General features: G+C 46.3%; 17 protein-coding genes. 3 read left to right on the top strand and 14 right to left on the bottom strand.

Going from position 1 to position 22,809, the window contains the following annotated elements; translation table 11 throughout:
• The first annotated feature begins 212 nt into the window (after positions 1 to 212).
• Complete coding sequence (locus tag C8268_RS19470; RefSeq protein ID WP_106769199.1) at positions 213 to 1,193, top strand: hypothetical protein; 981 nt, start codon at positions 213 to 215, stop codon at positions 1,191 to 1,193.
• A gap of 145 nt (positions 1,194 to 1,338) precedes the next feature.
• On the opposite strand, the gene C8268_RS19475 is transcribed toward C8268_RS19470, so the two are convergent.
• The 5 genes from C8268_RS19475 to C8268_RS19495 form a co-directional block, all read right to left on the bottom strand.
• Positions 1,339 to 2,769, bottom strand: a complete 1,431-nt coding sequence (locus C8268_RS19475; RefSeq protein ID WP_106770036.1) for an aspartate ammonia-lyase — start codon at positions 2,767 to 2,769, stop codon at positions 1,339 to 1,341.
• Between the two features lie 255 nt (positions 2,770 to 3,024).
• Positions 3,025 to 3,630, bottom strand: coding sequence for a TetR/AcrR family transcriptional regulator (locus tag C8268_RS19480; protein ID WP_106769200.1), 606 nt, complete (start codon positions 3,628 to 3,630; stop codon positions 3,025 to 3,027).
• A gap of 33 nt (positions 3,631 to 3,663) precedes the next feature.
• Positions 3,664 to 5,106, bottom strand: a complete 1,443-nt coding sequence (locus C8268_RS19485; protein ID WP_420094290.1) for a DHA2 family efflux MFS transporter permease subunit — start codon at positions 5,104 to 5,106, stop codon at positions 3,664 to 3,666.
• Positions 5,107 to 5,313: 207 nt separating this feature from the next.
• Entirely contained in the window at positions 5,314 to 6,231 is a 918-nt protein-coding gene (locus tag C8268_RS19490) for a polysaccharide deacetylase family protein (protein ID WP_106769202.1), read from the bottom strand.
• Entirely contained in the window at positions 6,203 to 7,525 is a 1,323-nt protein-coding gene (locus tag C8268_RS19495; RefSeq protein WP_106769203.1) for an MFS transporter, read from the bottom strand. The genes C8268_RS19490 and C8268_RS19495 overlap by 29 nt, the downstream gene beginning before the upstream one ends.
• 296 nt (positions 7,526 to 7,821) lie before the next feature.
• Between C8268_RS19495 and C8268_RS19500 the strand changes: the two genes are divergently transcribed.
• A complete protein-coding gene (locus C8268_RS19500) occupies positions 7,822 to 8,340 on the top strand; it encodes a hypothetical protein (protein WP_158702786.1) in 519 nt (172 codons plus the stop codon).
• Positions 8,341 to 8,425: 85 nt separating this feature from the next.
• Here the strand turns inward: C8268_RS19500 and C8268_RS19505 are convergent, their stop codons facing one another.
• From C8268_RS19505 to C8268_RS19535, 7 genes are all read right to left on the bottom strand, one after another.
• On the bottom strand, positions 8,426 to 9,235 hold the full coding sequence (locus C8268_RS19505; protein WP_106770037.1) for a carbohydrate ABC transporter permease: 810 nt from the start codon (positions 9,233 to 9,235) through the stop codon (positions 8,426 to 8,428).
• Between the two features lie 94 nt (positions 9,236 to 9,329).
• Positions 9,330 to 10,205 carry a carbohydrate ABC transporter permease gene (locus C8268_RS19510; protein ID WP_106769205.1) on the bottom strand — a complete coding sequence of 292 codons (876 nt, stop codon included), beginning with the start codon at positions 10,203 to 10,205 and terminating at the stop codon, positions 9,330 to 9,332.
• Positions 10,206 to 10,248: 43 nt separating this feature from the next.
• The gene (locus tag C8268_RS19515) at positions 10,249 to 11,571 is read right to left on the bottom strand and encodes an extracellular solute-binding protein (protein ID WP_106769206.1); all 1,323 of its coding nucleotides are present in this window, start codon (positions 11,569 to 11,571) and stop codon (positions 10,249 to 10,251) included.
• Positions 11,572 to 11,645: 74 nt separating this feature from the next.
• Positions 11,646 to 13,226 (bottom strand): response regulator, encoded by a 1,581-nt coding sequence (locus C8268_RS19520; RefSeq protein ID WP_106769207.1) that lies wholly within the window; start codon positions 13,224 to 13,226, stop codon positions 11,646 to 11,648.
• 25 nt (positions 13,227 to 13,251) lie between these two features.
• A complete protein-coding gene (locus tag C8268_RS19525) occupies positions 13,252 to 15,039 on the bottom strand; it encodes a sensor histidine kinase (protein ID WP_106769208.1) in 1,788 nt (595 codons plus the stop codon).
• Positions 15,040 to 15,164: 125 nt separating this feature from the next.
• Positions 15,165 to 16,184 (bottom strand): Gfo/Idh/MocA family protein, encoded by a 1,020-nt coding sequence (locus tag C8268_RS19530; RefSeq protein WP_106769209.1) that lies wholly within the window; start codon positions 16,182 to 16,184, stop codon positions 15,165 to 15,167.
• Between the two features lie 58 nt (positions 16,185 to 16,242).
• Positions 16,243 to 17,016, bottom strand: coding sequence for a sugar phosphate isomerase/epimerase family protein (locus C8268_RS19535; RefSeq protein WP_106769210.1), 774 nt, complete (start codon positions 17,014 to 17,016; stop codon positions 16,243 to 16,245).
• 140 nt (positions 17,017 to 17,156) lie between these two features.
• Here C8268_RS19535 and C8268_RS19540 point away from each other — a divergent pair, with 140 nt between their 5' ends.
• Positions 17,157 to 17,969: an AraC family transcriptional regulator gene (locus C8268_RS19540; RefSeq protein ID WP_106769211.1), complete on the top strand. Its 813-nt coding sequence runs from the start codon at positions 17,157 to 17,159 to the stop codon at positions 17,967 to 17,969.
• Positions 17,970 to 18,114: 145 nt separating this feature from the next.
• On the opposite strand, the gene C8268_RS19545 is transcribed toward C8268_RS19540, so the two are convergent.
• The gene (locus tag C8268_RS19545) at positions 18,115 to 20,397 is read right to left on the bottom strand and encodes a glycoside hydrolase family 3 protein (RefSeq protein ID WP_106769212.1); all 2,283 of its coding nucleotides are present in this window, start codon (positions 20,395 to 20,397) and stop codon (positions 18,115 to 18,117) included.
• A gap of 99 nt (positions 20,398 to 20,496) precedes the next feature.
• Complete coding sequence (locus tag C8268_RS19550; RefSeq protein ID WP_106769213.1) at positions 20,497 to 22,788, bottom strand: glycoside hydrolase family 3 C-terminal domain-containing protein; 2,292 nt, start codon at positions 22,786 to 22,788, stop codon at positions 20,497 to 20,499.
• Positions 22,789 to 22,809: the final 21 nt, after the last annotated feature.

A 22,809-nucleotide genomic window follows, 5' to 3' on the forward strand; every position in this document is an offset into this window, starting at 1 on the left:
CATGTCAAAAACACAAGTTAGCATTAACCAGCCAATTTTCCAATATAATCAACCGGTTTTTTGTAGAGAGAGTGGAGGGGTAATTTCATTCCATTTGGGGATATATTTTTATAAAATGTAATATTTTGCTTTAAAATCAATTATTGTTGAAAAGGGCGCTCATCGATTTAAAGCCAAGAATGCCAGCATTTGTTAAGGAGGGATTCAACTCAATGGACTTTTGGCTTCCTCAGTGGAGCGAAATGCACTTGCATGTTAAATGGTTTTCAAAGGAAGATACGTGGTTTCCTCAGCCGCTGCTTCACATCATCGATATCACTTTTCTTTTTTGGCTGGGATTTACAATCATCGTACTATTCCTGTTGGCATTCTTCCATAACAAAATAAAACGTATACGGTTCATTAAACAGATTCATGACTGGTTATGCCCATTAAAACAATATAGACAGCTCATTCTCCGAATTGGTATCGGAATAGGGCTGCTGTTGCAGCTCAGCACAGGAACATACTTATCGCCTGATTTTCATCCGGAATCGAACTGGATCAATGGGGTTCTCATTCTGGCCATAGCAGGATTGTTTCACCGTAAAACCTTATTTATTACCGGCACAGCCCTACTCATATTATATATTCACGCCACTTGGAATTATGGTATCTTTCATACCCTCGATTATGTATTTTATCCTGGTATCGTGTATTACCTGTTTGTATGTACAACGCGTTGGAAAGCAACAGCCCCTCCAGTACTGTATCTATTTACCGGCTTGTCGCTAGCCTGGCTTGCTATGGAAAAGATGACCATCGCCACACTGTCATACTCCCTAATACATGATTACAATATTCCTACGTTCGGATTCAGTATGGAGGAATTCGTTCTAATCAGTGCCTTCATCGAGTTGGGACTGGCCTGGGCATTTATTATAGGGCTGATGAGCAGATTCACCGCCATTCTACTGACAACTGTGTTTCTAATGACCACTGCAGTATTCGGCTTTAAGGAAATTGTAGGACATACCATTGTTCATGCATTGCTTCTTATATTTCTTATAGAAGGGAGTGACAATTATAAAACGCTGTTTCAATTTCATCGTTCTCTAATGTTACGAAGCTTGTTTGTATCCGTTAATTTTGGCATTTTTCTATTTGGACTCATGTTCTTGTACATCTGGGTAGGCCAAATTAGTTATTCGTAATTACATTTTTTCATATAAAATCTACACTGCAAATGAATCGTGCATTATAATAATCCATTGAGCGCTCCAGTATTCATTCTACAAAAAAGCTGCTTGGGACAAGTCTTATTCAAACTCGCCCCAGGCAGCTCTTTACTTTGACCTTCTATTGATTGAGCAAAAACTCTTCCCCGGCAATACCCGGGGAAGTCATTTGAAACGGGTCCAGAATGACGTTAATCTGTTCTTCCGTCAGAAGACCTTTCTCCAGAATAATCTCTTTCACCGTCTGGCCTGTCTGCTGTGCTTCCTTCACAAGACGGGAAGCGATATCATATCCCAGATGCGGATTTAAAGCGGTAATAATGCCATAGCTTGTATCTACATAATGTTTGCATCTTTCGATGTTAGCTTGCAGATCGGCGATGAGATTTTTATAGAATACGTCCATGCCGTTCTTCAAAATCTTGATGGAATGCATCAGATTGTTCGCCGCAACCGGAACCATCACGTTCAACTCGAACTGGCCTGCTTCACATGCCAAACCGATGGTATGATCATTGCCCATCACCTGGAATGAAATCTGGTTCATCATTTCCGCCATAACCGGGTTAACCTTACCCGGCATAATAGACGACCCCGGCTGTCTTGCCGGCACCAACAACTCATTGAATCCAGCCTTCGGCCCCGATGCCATCATCCGAATGTCATTGCACATTTTAGACATGTTGACAGCACAAACCTTCAGCGCCGCAGACAACTCCAAATAAGCATCCGTGTTCTGCGTAGCATCAACCAAATCCTCAGCCTGTTCCAAATCGATCTTGGTTTGCTCTTTAAGCAATTTCACTACGTTATCCATATATTCAACAGGTGCATTCAGGCCGGTTCCCACAGCCGTCGCCCCCATGTTTATAATTAACAAGCCTTGCGCAGCCCGCTCAATGCGCCGGATGTCTCTGCCCAACACCTTTGCGTAGGCACTGAATTCCTGACCTAAACGAATCGGTACAGCATCCTGAAGGTGAGTTCGGCCCATTTTGATAACATGATCAAACTCTTTAGCCTTCTCGCTAATGCCGTTTACAAGCGTCCGGAACACTGTAAGAAGTTCCTGTGTCAAGCGAAAAGCTGCGATACGAATAGCGGTCGGAATGGCATCATTGGTCGATTGCGACATATTTACATGGTTGTTGGGACTACAGTGGAAATAGTCCGCTCTGCCTTTTCCCATTAACTCCAGCGCTCGATTGGCCAGCACCTCATTCATGTTCATATTAATAGAGGTTCCTGCGCCACCCTGAATAGAGTCAACGATAAACTCAGATCGAAGCTTTCCTTCGATAACTTCTTGAGCTGCTTCAACGAGGGCATTACCGATGTTTTTCGGAAGCAAGCCTAGCTGCATGTTAGCAAGCGCAGCAGCTTTTTTTACTTCTGCCAATGCGGAGATCAATTCTCCATGAACAGGAACCCCGCTGATCGGAAAGTTTTCTACTGCTCTGACCGTGTTAATTCCGTAGTAAGCCTGCGCAGGAAGCTGTCTCTCACCGAGGAAGTCTTTTTCAACCCGATAGTTCACGTCCATGATTTTCATCACCATTACCTTTCGAATTCCAGCATTTTATGCCTGGTACTTAAACATTCGGTTTTGCCTATTATAATCCTTTAATTTTCATAAATATTTTGTTGAATAATCCCGATTTTGTTAAGATAGTCATTTCCATCTACTTAAAGCATATCACTCCTCTAGCTTAAAAAGACGTTTTTTCTTCAACTTCTAAAAGCAATAAAAAACCGTTCCGATCAAACTTAAAAGTCCAATCGGAACGGCTACTGCTAGCCAGCTATTTTATTTCAATGATGTATTTACAAACAACGTATCCACAAAGCTTCTGCAATACTCCTGAGCGATTTCTTCCGCACCCATTCCCTTGTCGCGCAAATATAAAATAATATCAGCCCGGGGAAGTGAAATCAGTAACAGGGCGGTAAATCCCGGGTCCATCGGCTTCAAAATCCCTTGCTCTGCCGCATGTTCCAGAAGACTTTTTACCTGTAATCGCAAGTAGTTGAACGGCTCATTTTCATCTATTTCTTTCTTGTTATCCTCCAGTTTGCCGGAGGTCAATATGATTCGCAGCCATTCCAAATCTTCATTAAAGTGAAGAATCAACTTCGTCATCACCGTCCGTATCCGGACGACAACAGGTTCGTCACCGCTGCTCCGAAGGTAAGCATCCACCTCCTGGATGAACCGATCGATCTTCGCTTCCATCAGAGAAAAGCAAATTCTGCTTTTACTGGGATAACGGCGATATAAGGTTCCTTGCCCTATACCTGCTGTTTTCGCCACCTGATGCATAGAAACATCCTCGACCCCATATTTGTCAAATAACGATTGAGCCGTATCCAGTATTTTTTGACTTAACTCATCATTCTCTTTTTTACTCACCATGCATCCCTCTCTAATTGATTGAACACGGGAGCTTTATGCTGCAGACTTCTCCTGAACCGTCGGTGAATGGGTACGTTTGACAAAGAAGCCAAGCACCAAAGCAATCAATGCAAGCGCGAGTCCGGTTATAAAGGCACTTTGAAGGCCGGCAACCATACTCTCTACCGGATTCATATCGCCGGTTGTTTTTACGTAATTATTAGCTCCCGCTGTCATGATGCTGATAAAGAGTGCCATACCAATGGCCCCTGCCACCTGCTGCAAAGTGCTCATAATGGCTGTTCCATGTGGATACAGCAAACGTGGCAGCTGATTCAAAGCTGTCGTCTGAGCAGGCATCATAACCATCGAAATTCCTATCATCATCATAACATGAAGGAAGATCACATAACCACCTGTCCACGAAGCATCAATGTTCGAGAACAGAAAGATCGAAATACACAACAGAACTAATCCAGGTATAACCAGTACTCTTGGTCCAAATTTATCAAACAGCTTGCCTGAGATCGGAGCCATCAGACCGTTGACAATGCCGCCCGGCATCATGACAAGTCCGGCTGCCAGTGCGGTTAAACCGAGCGCATTTTGCAAAAAGAGCGGCAGCATGATCATTGTCGAGAACATACTCATCATAAGTACAAGCATAAGTACCGTCACAAGCGAGAACATCGGATATTTAAATGTACGCAAATCCAGCATCGGCTGCTCCATCTTTAGCTGACGCCATACAAAGAGCAGCAAGCTTACTGCACCAGCGGTAATAAACCATACCACTTTAGGGTCTGACCAGCCGCCTTCTCCAGCGCTGCTAAAACCATATACAATTCCGCCAAAACCGACAGAGGACAAAACAATAGAGATAAGGTCCACCTTCGGTTTGGTCAGCTCTGTAACGTTCTTCAAGTAAATGAAAGCAAAAATAATCGAAAATGCTGCAAGCGGAACGATGAGGAAAAACAACCAGCGCCAGCTAAGCACATCAACAATCAAGCCGGACAGCGAAGGTCCGATTGCAGGGGCTGTCATCATAACCAAACCGATCATCCCCATAGCCCCGCCACGTTTCTCAGGCGGAAAGATGCTAAGGATTGTATTCATCAGAATCGGAATCAGCAGCCCTGTTCCGAGAGCTTGCAAAATCCGTCCGGACAGCAGTACCCCGAATGAAGGGGCAAACCCGCTGATCAGCGTTCCTATCAAAAATAACGACATAGCGCCTATAAACATCTGTCTGGTGGTAAACCACATTTGAAGCAGTGCGGTGATCGGCACCAGAATACCGACAACCAGCATGTAGGATGTGGAAAGCCATTGAACTGTGGACTCCCCAATACCAAACTGCTCCATCAAGCTTGGGAAAGCGATGTTGAGCAGCGTTTCATTCAAAATGGAGACGAATGCGCCAATGATCAATGCAGCAACAATCGGCCCTCTCTTTATATTACTTAAATCAAGCTTGGCCTTATCTGGCCCCACTCCCGTTTCCAAGACCTTTTCCTCCCTTGTCTATATGTGCGGACAATTGTCCGTAAGTGCTTATTTATTGTAACGGACAATTGTCCGCAGGTCAACAAAAATTTATTTTAACTTTAAAATATCAAAATCACATACTAACAAAAACGCCCTCAGTCCCCTTTTAAATAGACGGAAACCAAAGGCGTTTCTCAATTATAGAAGCCATTTTCAGCGTGGTTTTAACCATTCCTTAACTAATCTCACAACCGACCGCAAACGAGATCGCTTTAAATGCTTTTCCACATATCGATAATCTGTCAAAATAACTTTGGCATCGCGTAGCGTATAGGTGAAGTCGTCATCGCAGAGCAGACGGTACTCCCACACTCTTTTTTGCCAGCTCGGAATATTCTCCAGCATCCACGAGTCTTCAGCACCAGGGTGAAAATAAGTTTCACTAACACCGGATGGAAGCTTGTAAAGCTTATCCAGAATGCTCTGTTTAAAGCTTTCATACGACTCCCCCTCCAGCAGAGCGAACGGGTGTGAGAGCAAATAATCCGGAATCGGGACACCAAACGAATCGGCAAGCGCTGATGCTAGCGCAACAGGACGTTCAATGTTCGAAAGTGAGCTTAAAAGCGGGTCTTCTTTATATATTTTGCGGAACAATCGCGATGGCAGCCCCCAGCGGGACGTCTTCCACAACGTTTGGGGAAGCAAGCTTCGCCCGGTCTCTAAGCCGTATAGACTGCCCATATGGTTATCGACATGACTGATGTTGATCCCCACCTTTTTCACAAGGTTAAATTGGGCCTCGATCTCCTTCATTACTGCTTTCGTCTCCGCCCCCTGCTCAAATTCCTTAACCGTGCGATATTGGTATCCGCTCTCATCGTGAAGCGAGGGATGTCCTGTTAAACTGCTCCACCGCATGTTTTCAAATTCGCTTGTCAGTGTCAGATGAAGGCCTATATTTCTCTGCTTCCTCCGGACGCTCCATTCTGCCGCTTCTTCAAATCCCGGAGCCGGGGCCATGATCGTTGCCGATGAAGCTTTCCCCTCTTCCAGTATGTGCATAATCGCTTGATTTGCAGCCGCACTCTGACCGAAATCATCACAGTTTATAATCAGTCTTTTCTCCATGATCCAAGACGCCTCCCGCCTGGTGTTTGAATTCGATTTTTGTCGTAAAAGAGATCAGAAATGATATGACAAGCAGACACAGTGGAACTACGCTGATCAAATACCTGAATGTTAATTCCGGATTGGAACCTGGATTGTCACCGCTTTCATAACTGAAGATTAGTCCGACAATGAAAAATGCCAACGCCGAGATCAGCCCGCTCGAACGGGTAATAAATCCGCTGACGGCTGTATAGATTCCCTCCCTGCGTTGTCCTGTTATTTCCGCGTCCTCATCTATGATTCTGCCGCTGACCATAGCGGGGGTTACCAGGAAGCCTGCAAGTCCAAATCCAACCGCAATTCCCGCAGCTACGCCGCTGGCAAGATCATATCCGAACCACAGCGGAATCACAGACAATCCATACACCGCAAGAGACAGCCGCCATGCCTTGACTCCGTCCATTCTGCGAATGATCCAGTACCAGACAAAGACGAGTGGAATCACCGATACAAATACGGATGCGAGCAAAATCGACACCTGAGTCTCCGGAATTTTCAAAACATACTTGGCGTAAAAAGGAATGATTGAGCTAAGAAGGCCATTTACCGTTTGCGCGAACGAATTGGAGATGTTGAACACCCAAAATTTTTTGTTCCGCAACGTCTTGCGAAAGGCATCGACCAGCTTTAATGGTTCACTTGCCAAGGGCTCATGTTTTTCCTTTACACTCAGCATACAGATGAACATAAATACACCAAAAATACATGCATATAGTACAGCCATGCGGGAGAAGCCCATCGCTCCAAATATGATCGGGGTTAACGCCGTTCCGATAAGCAAGGCCACCACTTGATACCCCTGTTGAATCGCAGAAGCTTTAGCACGAATCCGGTCTCCCCGGAACAGCTCGGGGAACAGCGCTCCGTAATTGACCCACAACACAGTGGACACAGCCTCATACAGAATAAGCGCTACCAGAAACCATGCAAACAGACCGTTCTCGGATAACCCTTCCGGTGGAGAGAATATGAGTGCAAACATCAGCATAAACAGCGGAATAGCTCCGAACACCCACGGTCTTCGACGTCCATACCGCGTCCTGGTGCGATCTGACCAGTACCCGAACAAGGGGTTGTTGACTGCGTCCCAGATGAGAAAGATCGTCCTTGCCAGTGTAGCCAGCCCAATGCCAAGCCCTAATTTATCCACATAAAAATAACTGTAAAATGAACTAAATGCCTGACTGGGAACCATCATCGCAAACATCCCTAATGAAAATGTATACGGTGAATTGATCCAGCTTCGCCTCATCGGCATTCCCCCTATCGGCAAGATCAAGGAGTAATAATGGTGTACAGTATTCAGGATCACCCCGCATTATTCCTTCAACGTACCTCCATATATTCGTCGCATAACAAGGTTGATTGTTTATTAGTAAGAAAATGTCTCTTTGTTTACCTATTATTTTATGATAATGTAGCTTTTGCTGTTTTTATCTTTTGATGATGATCGTTTCGAAACAGAAGAAATTTATAACATTATTTTGGGGGCTAGCCGATTTTGAGGAGGATTCATTCGGATGTTTATTTCATTTGTTGCAGGAATACATGAGTAAAAAATATTCTAAAACCGTTGCCTTTGTCGTTGTATTTTTTGTTCTTTTATCGATTTTTCTTCTTTTTAACAACGGAGGATTTAATAATAAGTCCAAAAACAAAGTTAGCTCGTACTATGCTAGTTTTATTTCAAGTGTCCAATCGCTAGATCTGGCTTTGGCTCAAATTGATGAAGATCAAGAACCTGATGAAATTGCTGTACGTATGTTTGATGTCTATACTTATATTAATTTTGTAAATGATCGATTAGATCTTTTAATAGATAATACGGATAACTCTCTTGAGCTAGATACCCTAAAAAATGATCTTTCCTTACTAAAAAATTACTATGAACCTCTTGTAAGAAAGCAAATTTCAAATAAAGATGAATCAAACCTTCAAGCCCATAATGAGTTTAAGAAACAAATCCATTTATTTAATGAGGCATTACCAAAGGAATTCAAGAATACAAAAGATTTTGCTCAAGATTTTAATAAAGCGGCGAAGCATATCAAACCAATCATAAATTAAGAGCTCAATCAACCAGACAAAAGGGGTCTCAAAGGTCCATGGACCTTGAGCCCCCCTTACCGTTAACCCCTATACTTTACTGCTTCTACCCCTTAATCGATCCGGCCACCATACCCTTCATGATCTGTTCCTGCAAAATAAGATAGATGACGATCGTTGGAATGACTGCAATGGCCATGGCTCCCATCGTCAAACTATAGTCCGTCCCGAAACCGTCCGAGAACAAGGACAAACTGAGGGGCAATGTCTTCAGCTCCTGAGAATTGATAAATACAAGTGCAAAGGAAAAGTCATTCCAGAAGCGCAAAAATGCAAGGATGGATATCGTCGCTATAATCGGTGAACACAGCGGCAGGATAATCCTTCCGAATATACCCCACCAACCATTGCCATCGATCATAGCCGCCTCCTCGATCTCCCGTGGAATGGAGCTCATATAAGCCATACCTAAAAAGATCGCAATCGACAGCTCAAACGCCGTATACGGCAAAATTAACGCGCCGTAAGTATTGAGAAGCCCCATTTCTTTCATCATAAGAAACAGCGGAACGAGCGTACTGTGAATCGGGATCAGCATCCCGGCCAGAAATAACGAAATAACAACCTTTTTGAAACGGAATTGAAACCGGGCAAGCACATATGCTGCCAAAATGCTGAGCACAATCGTAAATACGACCGCGGTAACGGTAACAATCGTAGAGTTAATCATCGCTCTGCCCATATTCCCTAAATCCCACGCCCGGATTATGTTTTCTTTCATCCAGACTTCAGGCAGACCGTAAGGATTGTTAAAAAAGTCCTGGTTCGTCTTGAACGCACTAATAAACAGCCAATACAGCGGATACAACGTGATCAAGGAGTATGCCAGCAGCAGCAGCTTGAGCAAGCCCGACATCCCTTTTTTAATTGGATTTCGGTTCGGGTATGCAGAATCAGCAGCTGCTTTGGTCGGAGTGGTCTGTTGTAGCTTCACATGCTCCTCCTTTCCATCAGCTTTCTTTCCTTCGTGTCAGCACATAATTTATGGTGATCAGTAAAGCGCTGATGATAATGATCATAGTAGACACGGCTGAGCCGTACCCGTATCGGTAGACATCAAACGTGTTGTTATACATATAAGTAGCCAGCAGCTCTGTCGATTGGGCTGGTCCCCCGCCTGTCATCACGATAACGTGATCAAACGCTTTCAAACTTCCAGAAATACAAAGGATCAGCGTTACAATAACCGTTCCCCAAATCATGGGCAGTGTCACCCGAGTCAGCTTTTTCCAGCCAGTCGCACCATCGATTTTTGCCGCATCATTGATTTCAGATGAAATATTTTGCAGAGCGGCAATAAAAATGACCATATACGGACCGATATTGCTCCAGTTGATCGGAATGGAGATAGCGAGCATGTTCACTTTCGGATCAGATAGCCAGGCCCGTGTCCAGGATTCAAGCCCGATGATCTCCAGCACTTTATTCGCAAGACCGAATTGCGGATGGTATATATACCCCCAGATGAGACCGACCACCACCGTGGAGAGTACCATTGGCATAAATACCGCAGAGCGGATAAGTCTGGAGAAGAACGAGTTTCGAAGAAGCAACAGCGCAAGAATCAGAGCGATCGGAATCTGCCCTATAATGGACGATGCCACAATGATCAGGTTGTTCCGCAATGCTCTCCAGAAAACAGGGTCATTCAGTATTTCCACATAGTTGTCTAAACCGATAAACTTGGCCTCGCCCAGCCCTTTCCAGTTAAAGAAGCCGTAATACATCGACCAAAATACCGGAACGATAACAAACACCAGAAACAGCAGAAGCGCCGGAAGCAGAGCTAAAGCTATAAATCCTTTACTTCGAATAGCTGTTGGCATTTAAAAAAACGCCTCCCTTCCTCTGACACCCTTATCGAAGTCATTACTCTGCTGTGGATCTGGCCTGCGCGTCCTGGAGCTTCTTCGCTACACTTTCAGGTGATCCACCCATCATGATTTCCTGAAGGCCGTTATTGATCGCATCGGCTCCTTCCGCAGACAGGTAAGCATCATAAACCGGCGTAATACCCGTCTCTTTCACGAGATTATAGGCTTTATAATACAGCGAAGTTACTTTGGATTCCTCGATCTCTGTATCATACATAACCATTGAATTGCTCTCTGCAATCGCCTTCTGTGCCTCCGGTCCGCTGACGGTATAAATGAGCTGAAGCGCAGCTTCCCTGGCAGCACCTTCCGTCCGTTTGCTCATAGCGAAGCCGCCGCCTGCTCCACCGGAAATCGTGTTCGGATCACCTTTGCCTCCTGGAATGGACGGCAGTACGGTTACATCGATATCCTGCATCTGTTCTTCGCTCGCCGAGGCCGCAAGGTTCGTCAGTGTCCATGCCCCGCTAATCAACATCGCAGCATTGCCTTGAATGAAATACTGCTCGGCCTGAGTGTTATCTATCGTGTTCGCGCCTTCCTGAAAAGCCTTGTTGTCAACCAGCTGCTTAAAATATCCGAGCGCTTCCACGAATTCAGGATCTGTAAATTTAGCCTCTTTTTGTTCAACAGCGTTCATGAACCATTCCGTCCCCGTCACGCGATCCGCCAATGAACCGAGAATAGTCGACTGTGCAACCCATGGTGCTTTATTGCCAAGGGCAATCGGTGTTACGCCGTTATCGTTAAATACCTTGAGCGCTGTCATCATTTCTTCCCAGGTCGTTGGAACTTTAACATTATGTTTCTCAAACAGCGTCGTGTTGTAGTACAAAATCGAAGTGGCCGACATGCCTAACGGAACGGTGTAAACTTCATTTTCTTCAAAAGTAAATGGATCGAAAGCACCCGGAAGGAACTTGTCTCTCCACTCTGGATATTGATCCAGCACATCCGTAATCGGCTGCAGCAGACCCGCATTATACAGCTCTTGAGAATGGCTGCCTGCATATACAAACATTAAATCCGGCAATTCATTCGCTGCGGCTACCGTGCTGAGTCGCTGGCGGTAACCATCCGGCGGGATCGCTTGCGCATCAAGCTCTACATTCGGATGATCCTCGGCAAATTGGTCAATAAAGCTCCGCACGGTTTTGGCACGAAGATCATCTCCGGCAAAGTTATGCCAAATCGTCAGTTTGACCTTCCCCCCATTGTTAGCGGTTTCACTTTCCGGTTTGCTGCCGGTTCCTCCGCAACCTGCCAAAATAAGTGTCAGCATCAGCAACACTGCCCCTATTTTTCGCATTGGTCTCATTGTCAGTCCTCCTTAATAGCGTCAATATAACCCAAGTATAGAAGAGAAGCTCTCAGACCCGTAGGGGATATAATTCAGTCGATAGAGGGATAAACTTCAGCACTTGACCGATACTCTGAAGGAGTCATTCCCGTAAATTTTTTGAACAAACGATTAAAATATTTCATATCTTCATAACCGGCTTCATACGCTATTTCACTGATTTTGGCTGGGGTTTCACGCAGCAACGTCATCGCTTTTTTTATTTTGGCCTCTGTAACAAACTCAATATAGTTCTGTCCGATTTCCCGTTTAAACAACTCGCTGAAATAATTCGGATTCATATGCACATGATTGGCAACCTGCTGTAAGGACAGTCCCTGCCCCAAATTCTCATGTATATAAATAATCGCGTGCTGAACCGGACTTATACCCGATACCAGCTGAGTATACTGTTTCATCATCGCTTCAAAATGCCAAAACAGCGCCTTCTCCGGCTGCTCCGACAACTCCGCCATATCCAGTTTTTCTCCAATCGGCGGTTCATAGGAACGACCGACAGACATGGCTGCACGCTCCAGCCACCGATGTCCGGCAACGATCAGGGACTGGAGATAACCTTGCACCGAGCCTGGCGTTGCATGCGGATCCTGCCGCAAACGAGCCAGCAGCTTCGCAATTTCACTTCTTAACCGCCCTCTGTCCTCTGTCCGAATCCATGCAGCCAGATCCTTCTCTTCCTCCAATGTACAGAGCATCTTTACACCTTTACGCCCGCTTATATCTTCATAACGCACAACCTCTTTGTCGTTTAACAACCATTCATAGGAATTGGCTTCGACTGCTGTGTCCAAAGCCTGCCTGAGGTGCTTGACATCATGGATCGGCTCGCCGCAAGCAGCAAAGATCGTGCAATTTAACTCTTCTCCCGCTTTGCGGATCATATTTGCCAGATTACTTGTATCCTGCCTTTCCAATTCGACTCGAATGAACAGCAGGATGGAGCGGCCTCTCTGCAGCCACTCACAACCGTAAGGAAGGAGCTCAGTCAATCTCTCTCCTAAAGCACGGCAAAGGTCCTCCTGTGCATGGCCTTCTTCCGAAATATCCCCCTTATAACGGGGCGTGATGATCCAAGCCTGAAGCGAATGCTTTCCTTGTATCATTCTCAGCTCGGGATACCTGTTCCACATCTCTATGATCATCTGGTCATCGGGAGGAGACGCCAAGGCAAACATTTTTGACAAAAAGCTGTGACTAACCGCTCTTTCTTTCGTTTGGGCAATCTCCTCCTCCTTGCGCCGCTGCTCAATCCGAGCCTTTGCCCGAACCGCAGCTTGTATGATTTCATCAGGCCGGCTGGTTTTTAGCAAATATTCACTGACCCCTTCACGCATCGCCTGCTGAGCATATATAAATTCATCAAACCCCGATATAATAATGACCTCTGTACCCGGTCGCATCCTCAGCACCTCACGGGCGAGATCTATTCCGCTCATACCGGTCATCCGAATATCGGTAAAAATAATGTCCGGTTCTTCATTCGGAAATCGCTGCAGCGCCTCTTCGCCGGAAGCGGCTGGCTCCAATACGCAAAAACCGCAGCTCTCCCAGTCAATGACCGTGCTCAATCCCGTCCGAATGATCACCTCGTCATCTACAATAAGCACCTTCATTCAAGACCCTCTCCTTCCTATGATTTTAGACCTGCTTCGTACCTGATCGATCCTCTCCAAACGGAATCGTAAATCTGACGATGGTTCCTTGCCCTTCCGTACTTTCAATCCGGAGGACCGCATTCTTGCCGTAATGAAGATACAGCCGATTGTTCACATTGCGAAGTCCGTAGCTTCCTTGAGAAGAGCGACTTTTTTCATGAATCGGATGCCCTTCCAATTGAGTTCGCAGCCATATCAATCGTTCCTCGCTCATGCCAAGCCCATCATCCTCTACCGACAAATGAATGCTTCTATCATCACAGCTTGCATAGATCTTAATGCTTCCGGGTCCTTCCCGTTTCAGAATACCGTGCAGCATCGCATTCTCAACAAGCGGCTGCAGAAGCAGCTTAAGCATCAACTTGTCACGTACCCTATCATCCATATACACATCGAAGCTCAACTTGTCGGGATAACGAATAGACTGAACATTCACATAATTCTGTACATGTTCGATTTCCTGTCGTACCGTACAGTACTCCTGACCGTTGTTCAGGCTAAACCGGAGAAAATCGCTCAGCGATCCGACCATATCAGCGATTTTGCGATCTTTGTTCATTAAGGCAAGCCACTGAATGGAAGACAGCGTATTGTATAAAAAATGGGGGTTGATTTGTACCTGCAGTGCCTGCATATCAGCTTCTTTTTTCAGCGATTCATTAAGCTTCACTTCCTCCGTCAGCTTTATAATTCGGGAGCTTAAACGGTTGTAACTGATCACCAGCTGCCCTACCTCGTCAATCGTTGTTACCGGAATCGCGGGAAGCGGCTCCTCCGGACTTGAGTTTATAAGAAATTGAGTCAGGGCCGATAACGGCTTCGTAATTTTTCGAATCAAAAAAACAACGAGAACGATGACAAGCAAAACGGCGACGGTCACTGCAACAGCCATTAACCCAAGCACATATTGGTTCTGCGAACGGTATTCAGCTGCCGGAATCATCCCAACCAGCTTCCAGTTCACATCCGAAACCGATTTGTACAGCACCGTCTTCTTATCCGCCCCTTCTCCATAATTCAATGTGCCACTTGTTCCTTGAAGCGGTTTCATTTCCGGGTAGTAATCGGTTAACAATCGGTTCGTTTCCATGTCAGGAGGACCAGCGATGATCCGATCTTGCTCATCCAACAGTAATACAAACCCGGTCTTCTCCAAAGCGGCCTGGGAGACATGGTAAGCTATCACCGCTTGATCGACATTGATCTGAACCTTGCCAATAGGTTTATACTTATCTGTGCTTCGAATCGGCCGGGACAGCGTGATGACCTGACGCACTCCATCCGATGTCCATTGCCTATGTACATCTGACCACCATTTGGAATATTTATTATAATAGTCCGGGATGTTCTCCGTGATGTCGGTAAATTCCGACCGGATTAACGATTTATGCGAAATGGGCTGCTTCGCTCCAAGCGGTTCAATAATAATGTTCGCAATGTAATCCTTCGAGAACGCAAGATTTGTCAAAAAATTAATAATGGATGTCTGCTCCGTATAGTTGCTGTCTCTCTCTGGTGATTTCAAATAATTTTGAACTCCACTGTGCCCGATTAAAAAAAGAGACATGTTCTCCACGTCCTTCACCATCGTTACCAGATAAGCCTCAAGTTGCCGAAGTGTATTCATCCCTGAAATTTTGGCCTTCTCCTCGGTAATACCGGCCGCCATATTGTACGAAAACAAACCGAGAAACAGAAGCGGAACCATCGTTGCAATGATAATGAGCAATGAAAGCTTGTGTTTTAGCGATTTGCCGAGCCATTTCTTCATCTCTTCACCTCAGTTTTGATTGGAGTACACAAAACCCCCGCTATAAGCTATCGCAGCAAATTATATCATTTGCGATTGCCCAAACGGGGGTTCTTTTTATCAGAAATCTCTATTCCGTTGTTAAATTACAGCTTCACGATCTTCCCGGTCTTCTGGGATTCGAACGCTCCCAGGATCACGTTCAATGAACGCAAGCCTTCTTCACCGGAAATGGACGGCGGCGTTTGGGTCAGAATGGACTCCACGAACGCATCGATGACTCCGCTATGAACCTGGTTCTCGTTAGTAGCCATCGCGCCTACCTTGTAGGTTTCAACCGTACCATTCGTAAGCTCAACGACTACCTCATCCCCATGATCAGCGCCGATCTTCATCACGCCGTTCTCACACCATACCACCGTGCTGTTGTCGCCAGCTCTGTAATGTGTCCAGCTCGCCATCAGCGTGCCGACAGCACCGCTCTTCATACGAACGATGCAGGTGGCATTGTCATCCACATCTGTTCCTTCCTTATGAACCGTACCGATAAACCCGGCCACTTCGACAATTTCATCATTCAGCAAATAGCGGATAAAGTCGGACTTATGTACGCCGAGATCACCCATAGCACCCATAGCAGCTTCTTCTTTCCGGAAGAACCAGCTGTCACGTCCGTCCAGGCTCCAGCTTTCCGGGCCAGCATGACCGAAAGACGTACGGAACGTCAGTACTTTACCAAGTTTACCGGAATCAAGAATTTCTTTCGCCTTGACATGCGGCGGCATCAGACGTTGGTTGTGGCCGACCATCAGATAAACGCCGTTTTTCCGCGCAGCTTCAATCATTTGCTGTCCTTCTTCATCGGTTGTAGCCATCGGCTTCTCAACCAGTACATGCAGACCGGCATTTGCAGCTGCAATGGTCATCGGTGCGTGGAGATAGTTCGGTGTACACACACTTACGGCATCCAATTTTTCATTTTTCAGCAATTCTTCATAGCTTGTATATGCTTTTCCACCATAGGTCTTGGCGACCTCTTCAACACGCTCTTTAACGGGATCGGCAAAGGCAACCAGTTCTACGTTCGGATTAGCAGCATATTCAGGAATATGTCTACGCTGGGCAATCGCTCCACAGCCAAAAACAGCAACTTTAATTTTGTTCATATGATTCTCTCCTTTTATGTTTAACAATATTTCAAGTCTCGCATCACTACGATCCTAATTAGAATTGATTCAGATAGTTTTCCTTCAGCCAGTTAAAGCTATTCGAAACGCTCTCCAGAGGCGGATTTTGACATACGTCCTGCTCTACGATCAGCCACTGCGTACCTGCATCCGAAGCGGCCTGAATAACACCCTTCAAATCAACTAAGCCTTGACTCAATTCAAGCGTTTGCATATTGCCTTCGGCATCCTTGCTGAAATCCTTCAGATGAAGAAGCGGTAAACGTCCTGCATATTTCGGGATATACTGTAGCGGATCTTGTCCGGCAAACTGTACCCAGCATACATCCATTTCAACTTGAACCGCTTCCGGTGAAGTTGCTGAATACATCGCATCAAATACAAATTGGCCATCCACTTCAGTTTCGAATTCAAATGCATGATTATGATATCCAAAAATGAGTTCCTGCTTGCGTGCCTCGATACCTACCTCTTCCAAAAAAGCGAATAGACTTTTCCAGCCTTCTGCATTTTCACGATCTTCCGGTGCAACATACGGACACATCATATATTTGGCGCCGATCGTTTTCAAATAATCGATCTCTTTTTGAAGATCATTACGTAAAAGTTCCAGGCCCACATGGCTGCCGATTGCCTGAAGTCCAAGCTCATCGAGCAGCGCTTTCATCTCTTCGGCTGGAATACCTCCATAACCTGCGAATTCGACACCTTCATATCCCATTTCCGCCACTTTACGAAGTGTACCGCGAAAATCCTGAGCGGTTTCATCACGAAGCGTAAACAATTGTAATCCAATACCCATTTTTCTCATGGAAGGACACCTCAATTCAGCTGATTATATTAATGCTCTATCTGGTACAATCATACATGAAAGCAAGCTGAAATGAACATAAACTATATTGTCATAACATGAACTATCTGCTTATTTTTTTGAATGGAGGTTAGGCTAACATGCAATCCAGACTGCTGATTTGCGATTACTCTTATCATGCTGAGCCTTTTCATACCAGCCATAAAAACGGATTAACGACTTATTTGTTTCGTTTGCAAACCGAAGGTTCCTGTGAAGCTTTTTGTAACGGCCAATCATATGATTTAGAGGCTGGTGATCTGCTGCTCCTTAAACCTGGAGATCAATACGAGATGCGTGTGAAGGATCACGGGAGCGACGGACGTGTGTCGAGTGGGGATTACTATATTTTTTGCGATGGGACTTGGATCGATTCCTGGTGGAATCGTATGAAGCGCCAAACCGTCAGCCACATTAGTGTAAACGATTATATGCTCAACTTATGGAGACAGCTTCTGCTGGAGAAACGACGCGGACCGGGAGAAGAGGATACTGAACTCACCGATTATTTGCTGCGCGGCCTTTGCCTTTGCCTGGATCGGGCCATCACAGAGATGAAACCTGCAGATCGCTCAGCCTTCACTGCACTACGCTTAAAAAGGTTTATTGAAGAACATGCGACCGTAACGTTTAAGCTTGAAGAGGCAGCGGATCATGTCGGGCTCAGCTTGTCCCGGGCAACGCAACTGTTTAAAGCTTGTTATGGCAAAACCATGATCCAATATGCGCTGGAGATCCGGCTCAACGCTGCCGTGGAACGAATCAAATACAGCTCTTTAACTTTAGAGGATATAGCTGAAACGTGTGGATTTGCCAGCTACTCCTATTTTCACCGCGTGTTTCGGGCTAAATATGGTATATCCCCCGCAAAGTTCAGAGAGACTAAAACCATGCCCCCTGTCAAGGACAGGTAACATCTTATGAACCGTTTATAAAGTGAGAATGAATAGAAAACAGCCCACTTTTAGCACAGGTTTATTTAACACGAGTCTAAAAAGTGGGCTATTCCAACGTTCAAAAACTTTTTCTGCTATATTTCAATCACGTTTGTGGTGAAGCTCAGCGAGATTTGCGGTATTTCTTCGTCCGCTCATCCTCTATGACTCCATTCCAGTCAAGGCCAAAGGCAAAGTCATACGTATGGTTCTCGGAATCCACATGACATTCCATATCATGCGCTACATCCTCAAGCTGCTCTTCGACCGTCTTCATATTCGCTGGCATTTGCATTGGCAGCAGGCCGGTTGGCTCAGCCATACCTGACAAAATCTCCATAATCGCTTGATCCTGTACTCCGAAATTGGCAAGAATGGCATCAACCTCGGTTTCAAACTCACTGACCACCGTCGGATTCGATAACAGCATGGAGACGATGACCGGCTTGCCTTTCATTTTCGCTTTGGTCTCCAGCACCATGTCTAGATCGGCTGCATTCTGTGGTGTCACGGACTTGCCTTTGTAGGAGCGGTTCAGCACGTCATCCGGGCGAGCGTCTCCGGCCAGACTGACTTCACGAGCATGCTCTGCCGTATAAGTCTTATATTGCAGACTGATCGGCACATAACCGTTTCCTCCCTGCTCCGCATCCTCCTGACTGTACCCGGTTCCCGATTTTGGAGTGCTAATAAACACTAATGCAAAATCGGCTTCGTCTGGCTCCTCGGTAAATTGGAAGTATTTATTTACGATGTCCAGGTTAACCGGATATTCCAAGCTTTCCGGTATCGGATGGCCGAACCAATCCCTGCCAGGTCCCATATAACGTTTCGGTATATAGACCTTGCTCTTCTTCGGTAAAGGAAGCACGTTTTCTTTGTTTTTCAGCATCACGATCGATTTAAGCTGTGCTTCATAACCAGCACGCATAAATGCCGGGTTTCCTACGACTTCCGCACTTTTCAGCGGATCAACATACGGATTTTCAAATAGTCCTAGACGGAAGATGTTGCTCAGCAAGCGTACCGCGGATTGCTCGAAGCGCTCGCGCATATACGCTTCCCCATGCTCCTTAACCCCCATCTCATAAGCCTCCAGTACAGGCTCGACCTCATTATTGCCGCCAAATTGGTCAACCCCGGCCATGAGCAGCTTGTAATGACGCTCCGCTACAGTCATCCCCTCCACACCCCAAGGCTTGCCGCTTAGGAAGGAGTCCTTCGGTCCGGATTCATCAGCTGTGATCAGCCAGTCGGTGCAGACAACGCCGTCATATCCGTATTTTCCGCGAAGCAGATCCTGGATCAGATAAGAACTGTAGGCATTACCGACATTCTCTCCGTTTGCGCTATCTTGATCTACCGAGATCGTATAATACGGCATGACCGCAGAAGACATACCCGTTTTGCCATTCAGCTTGAAGGCTCCATCAATAAATGGTATCAGATGCTCATCAAAGTTATCCCCCGGATACACGGCGTACTTCCCGCTGCCGTAATGCGCGTCCCTTCCAGCCTCGCCCGAGCCTCCGCCGGGCCAATGCTTCACCATCGCGTTCACACTGTCATATCCCCAGCCTTCGGCAATCTCCTGTTCTCCTTCCGAAGTCTGGAATCCATCCACATAAGCACGAGCCATATCGGCTGCCAGACGGGAATCCTCGCCAAAGGTACCATTGAACCGGAACCAGCGCGGCTCGGTTGCAATATCAATCTGCGGAGAGAGCGCCGTTGCCAGACCAAGCGCACGGTATTCTTTAGAAGCCACATCGCCAAATTTCCGGGTGATATCCGGATCAAATGTAGCTGCCAGGCCCAGCGTTTCCGGCCACATGGAAATATGCCCGCCCGATCCCGCATTAAACTCCGAACTGGCATCTGAGCCATGCCGCGGGTCTGAGCTATTATTTGCCGGAATCCCAAGTCCCGTGCTCTCGGCATAAGCTTGTACTTTATTGTTCCATCGTGCTGCCACTTCTGGACTCTCTACCGTAGTGACCAGCACATGTCTCAAATGATCGTTGGCAAGAAAACTCAGCTGCTCATCGGTCATCTCCCACGGCTTTACACCGCTCTCTTCATACGATTTTCCACCATAGGTTCCAGAGAACCAGGAGGTGCTGGCCGCCGGAATAGATTGATGTCGGCTGTACAGCATTAGACCTGCGATCTGTTCGATGGTCATTTTTGATGCCAGATCCTTGGCCCGCTCCTTTGCCGGCAACCGCCAATCCTCATACCGATCCAATTTTCCGTCACGGCTCAAATCCTTGAACAGCAGTCCGTCCTGCTCAATAATCGTGACACCTGATTCAGGAGAATAACCCAGCTTGGGCCCTCCCGGATTGTGTACATATCGGATGTTGTCCCCATTTTCATTCAAGGTCTGAATTTTTTCTTTATTCATTACAGTCCCTCCACTCCAAATTTCCTATTATCGCGTATGCGCAAGCTTTCCATCTTTCCATATTAATAAAGAGCTTCATATGCAGCTTTTCTTTAACTCTTACAGTCCCAGCTTCCGGTTCATCTCATCGATCGTTGCTGTCAGCTTCTCTTCCGACATACCGCCAATCATACCGCCAATAGAACGAAGACCGTCATATTTCTTCCATTTCACAACCGCATCAAACAGTTCGTTTAAGCCGGCATCCATACTGTCTGTAAACATGGCCCCCATTTGCTTGATTCGTTCCATACTAAGCTCCATAAGCTCCGCAGCCAGCGGTGCTGTTTCCGGTACAGCCAGAAGCTCGTAAAACTTCGTATTGCGTGTCACTTTTTTGAATGGAATTGCCGTTGATATGACATTGACAGATAAAGAGAGCGGCGTATCTACAGATGACCCGCCCACCAAAATATCGTACACACCGGTCTCTGCGAACCAATCTTCAATTTCAGTATTATAATACGCGAAAGCACGCTTATCCAAAGTGAATTTCACTATTTTGGCTTCACCCGGCTCCAGATGAACCTTCTCAAATCCTTTCAATTCCTTGACCGGGCGTACCACCGTGCTGTCCAGCGGCTTGACGTAAAGCTGAACCACTTCTTTCCCCGCGAGGTCTCCAGTATTACGAACCGTTACGTTAATCGTTATTACTTCTGTATCCTTCATCTGATTCTTATCAGATGAAATGTTCTCATAAGCGAATTGCGTGTAGCTAAGTCCATATCCGAACGGAAACAATGGCTGTTCCTTCTTGGCTTCGTAATATCGATATCCTACAAACAGCCCTTCTCCATAATACACTTCGCTTTTTCCGCCCGGAAAATTGAGATAGGCGGGAGTTTGTTCCAATGAAGCAGGGAAGGTCTCGGCCAGCTTACCGCTCGGATTGACAACACCGTACAGAACATCAGCCGTCGCCGAACCGGATGCCTGCCCTGCCAAATATCCTTCCAGAACGGCTCTCACATCAGAGGCCCAAGGCATGGAAACAGGTGATCCATTAGAGAGTACAACGACCGTATTCGGCTGCACTGCCGAAACCCGTTTGATCAACTCGACGTGTGAGTCCGGGATATTGAGATGTGTGCGATCGACACCCTCCGATTCATAGGAATCCGGGAGGCCTGCAAAAATAACAGCGACCTCTGTCCCAGCCGCGGCTTTTACGGCTTCAGCAATCAGATCGTCATGGACAGCATCGCCCTTCAAGCTGTAACCTTCTGCGTATACTACTTTCCCTTGGGCTACCTCCATGATCGAATCATAAGCCGCATCCAGGCGCGTTGGAGCAATATGTGAACTGCCTCCACCCTGATAGCGCGGATTTTTGGCAAAGGCCCCAATAACAGCTACAGATTGCTCAGGTTTCAGGGGCAGCAAATTGTTTTCATTTTTCAGCAAAACCATGCATTCCGCAGCTGTACGGCGAGCCAGTTTATGATGCTCCTTTTGATCATAAGTAAAGCCTGGCTTTCGGTTATCAAACGCTTTGAAAATAACGGTAAGCAACCGCTCGACTGCACCATCCAGTACCGATTGTTCCAATTCACCGGATGATACAACATCCACAATCAGTTGATCATGCTCTTTCCCAACATAAGGCATCTCCAGCTCTAGTCCAGCTCTTAATCCTTTGACACGCTCATTAATAGCTCCCCAGTCGGTCATGACGATTCCCTTATGTCCACATTTCTGTTTGAGCACATCGGTCAGCAAATATTCATTCTCCGAACAAAACTCTCCATTCACCAAATTATACGCACACATCACGGTCCAGGCTTCTCCGGCCGTAACCGGTCCTTCAAAGCTGCGAAGGTAAATTTCATGCAGCGTTCTCTCATCCACAACGGCGTTAATGGAGTTTCGGAGCGTCTCTTGATTGTTGACGGCAAAATGCTTTACTGAAGTTCCAACGCCTTCCCCCTGCACACCATATACGTGATATGTTCCCAGCTCCGAGGACAGGTAGGGGTCCTCGGAGAAATATTCAAAATTCCGGCCGCACAGCGGTGAGCGCTTAATATTGACCGCCGGCCCGAGGATGATCTGGACATCCTCCGCCTGGCACTCTTCTCCGAGAGCCTTGCCGACTTCCCGGATCAACTGACGATCCCATGATGAGGCAAGCCCGGCCCCGCTAGGGAAGCAAGTCGATCGAACGGTTTTGCTGGACATGTCAGCGAGATCCCCCTGTTTCCGCAAACCATGCGGACCATCGGTCATCGAAATGGAAGGTATACCCAGACGTTCAATCGGTTTGGTCTGCCACATATTCAGACCTGAACAAAGACTTGCCTTCTCTTCCAGAGTCATCTGCGATACGATCTCTTGTATATTCCGGTTCATACAAAACCCCTCCTTATACAT

Origin of the sequence: Paenibacillus faecalis, assembly GCF_900289175.1 — a bacterium.
Classification (GTDB): Bacteria; Bacillota; Bacilli; order Paenibacillales; family Paenibacillaceae; genus Paenibacillus_AQ; species Paenibacillus_AQ faecalis.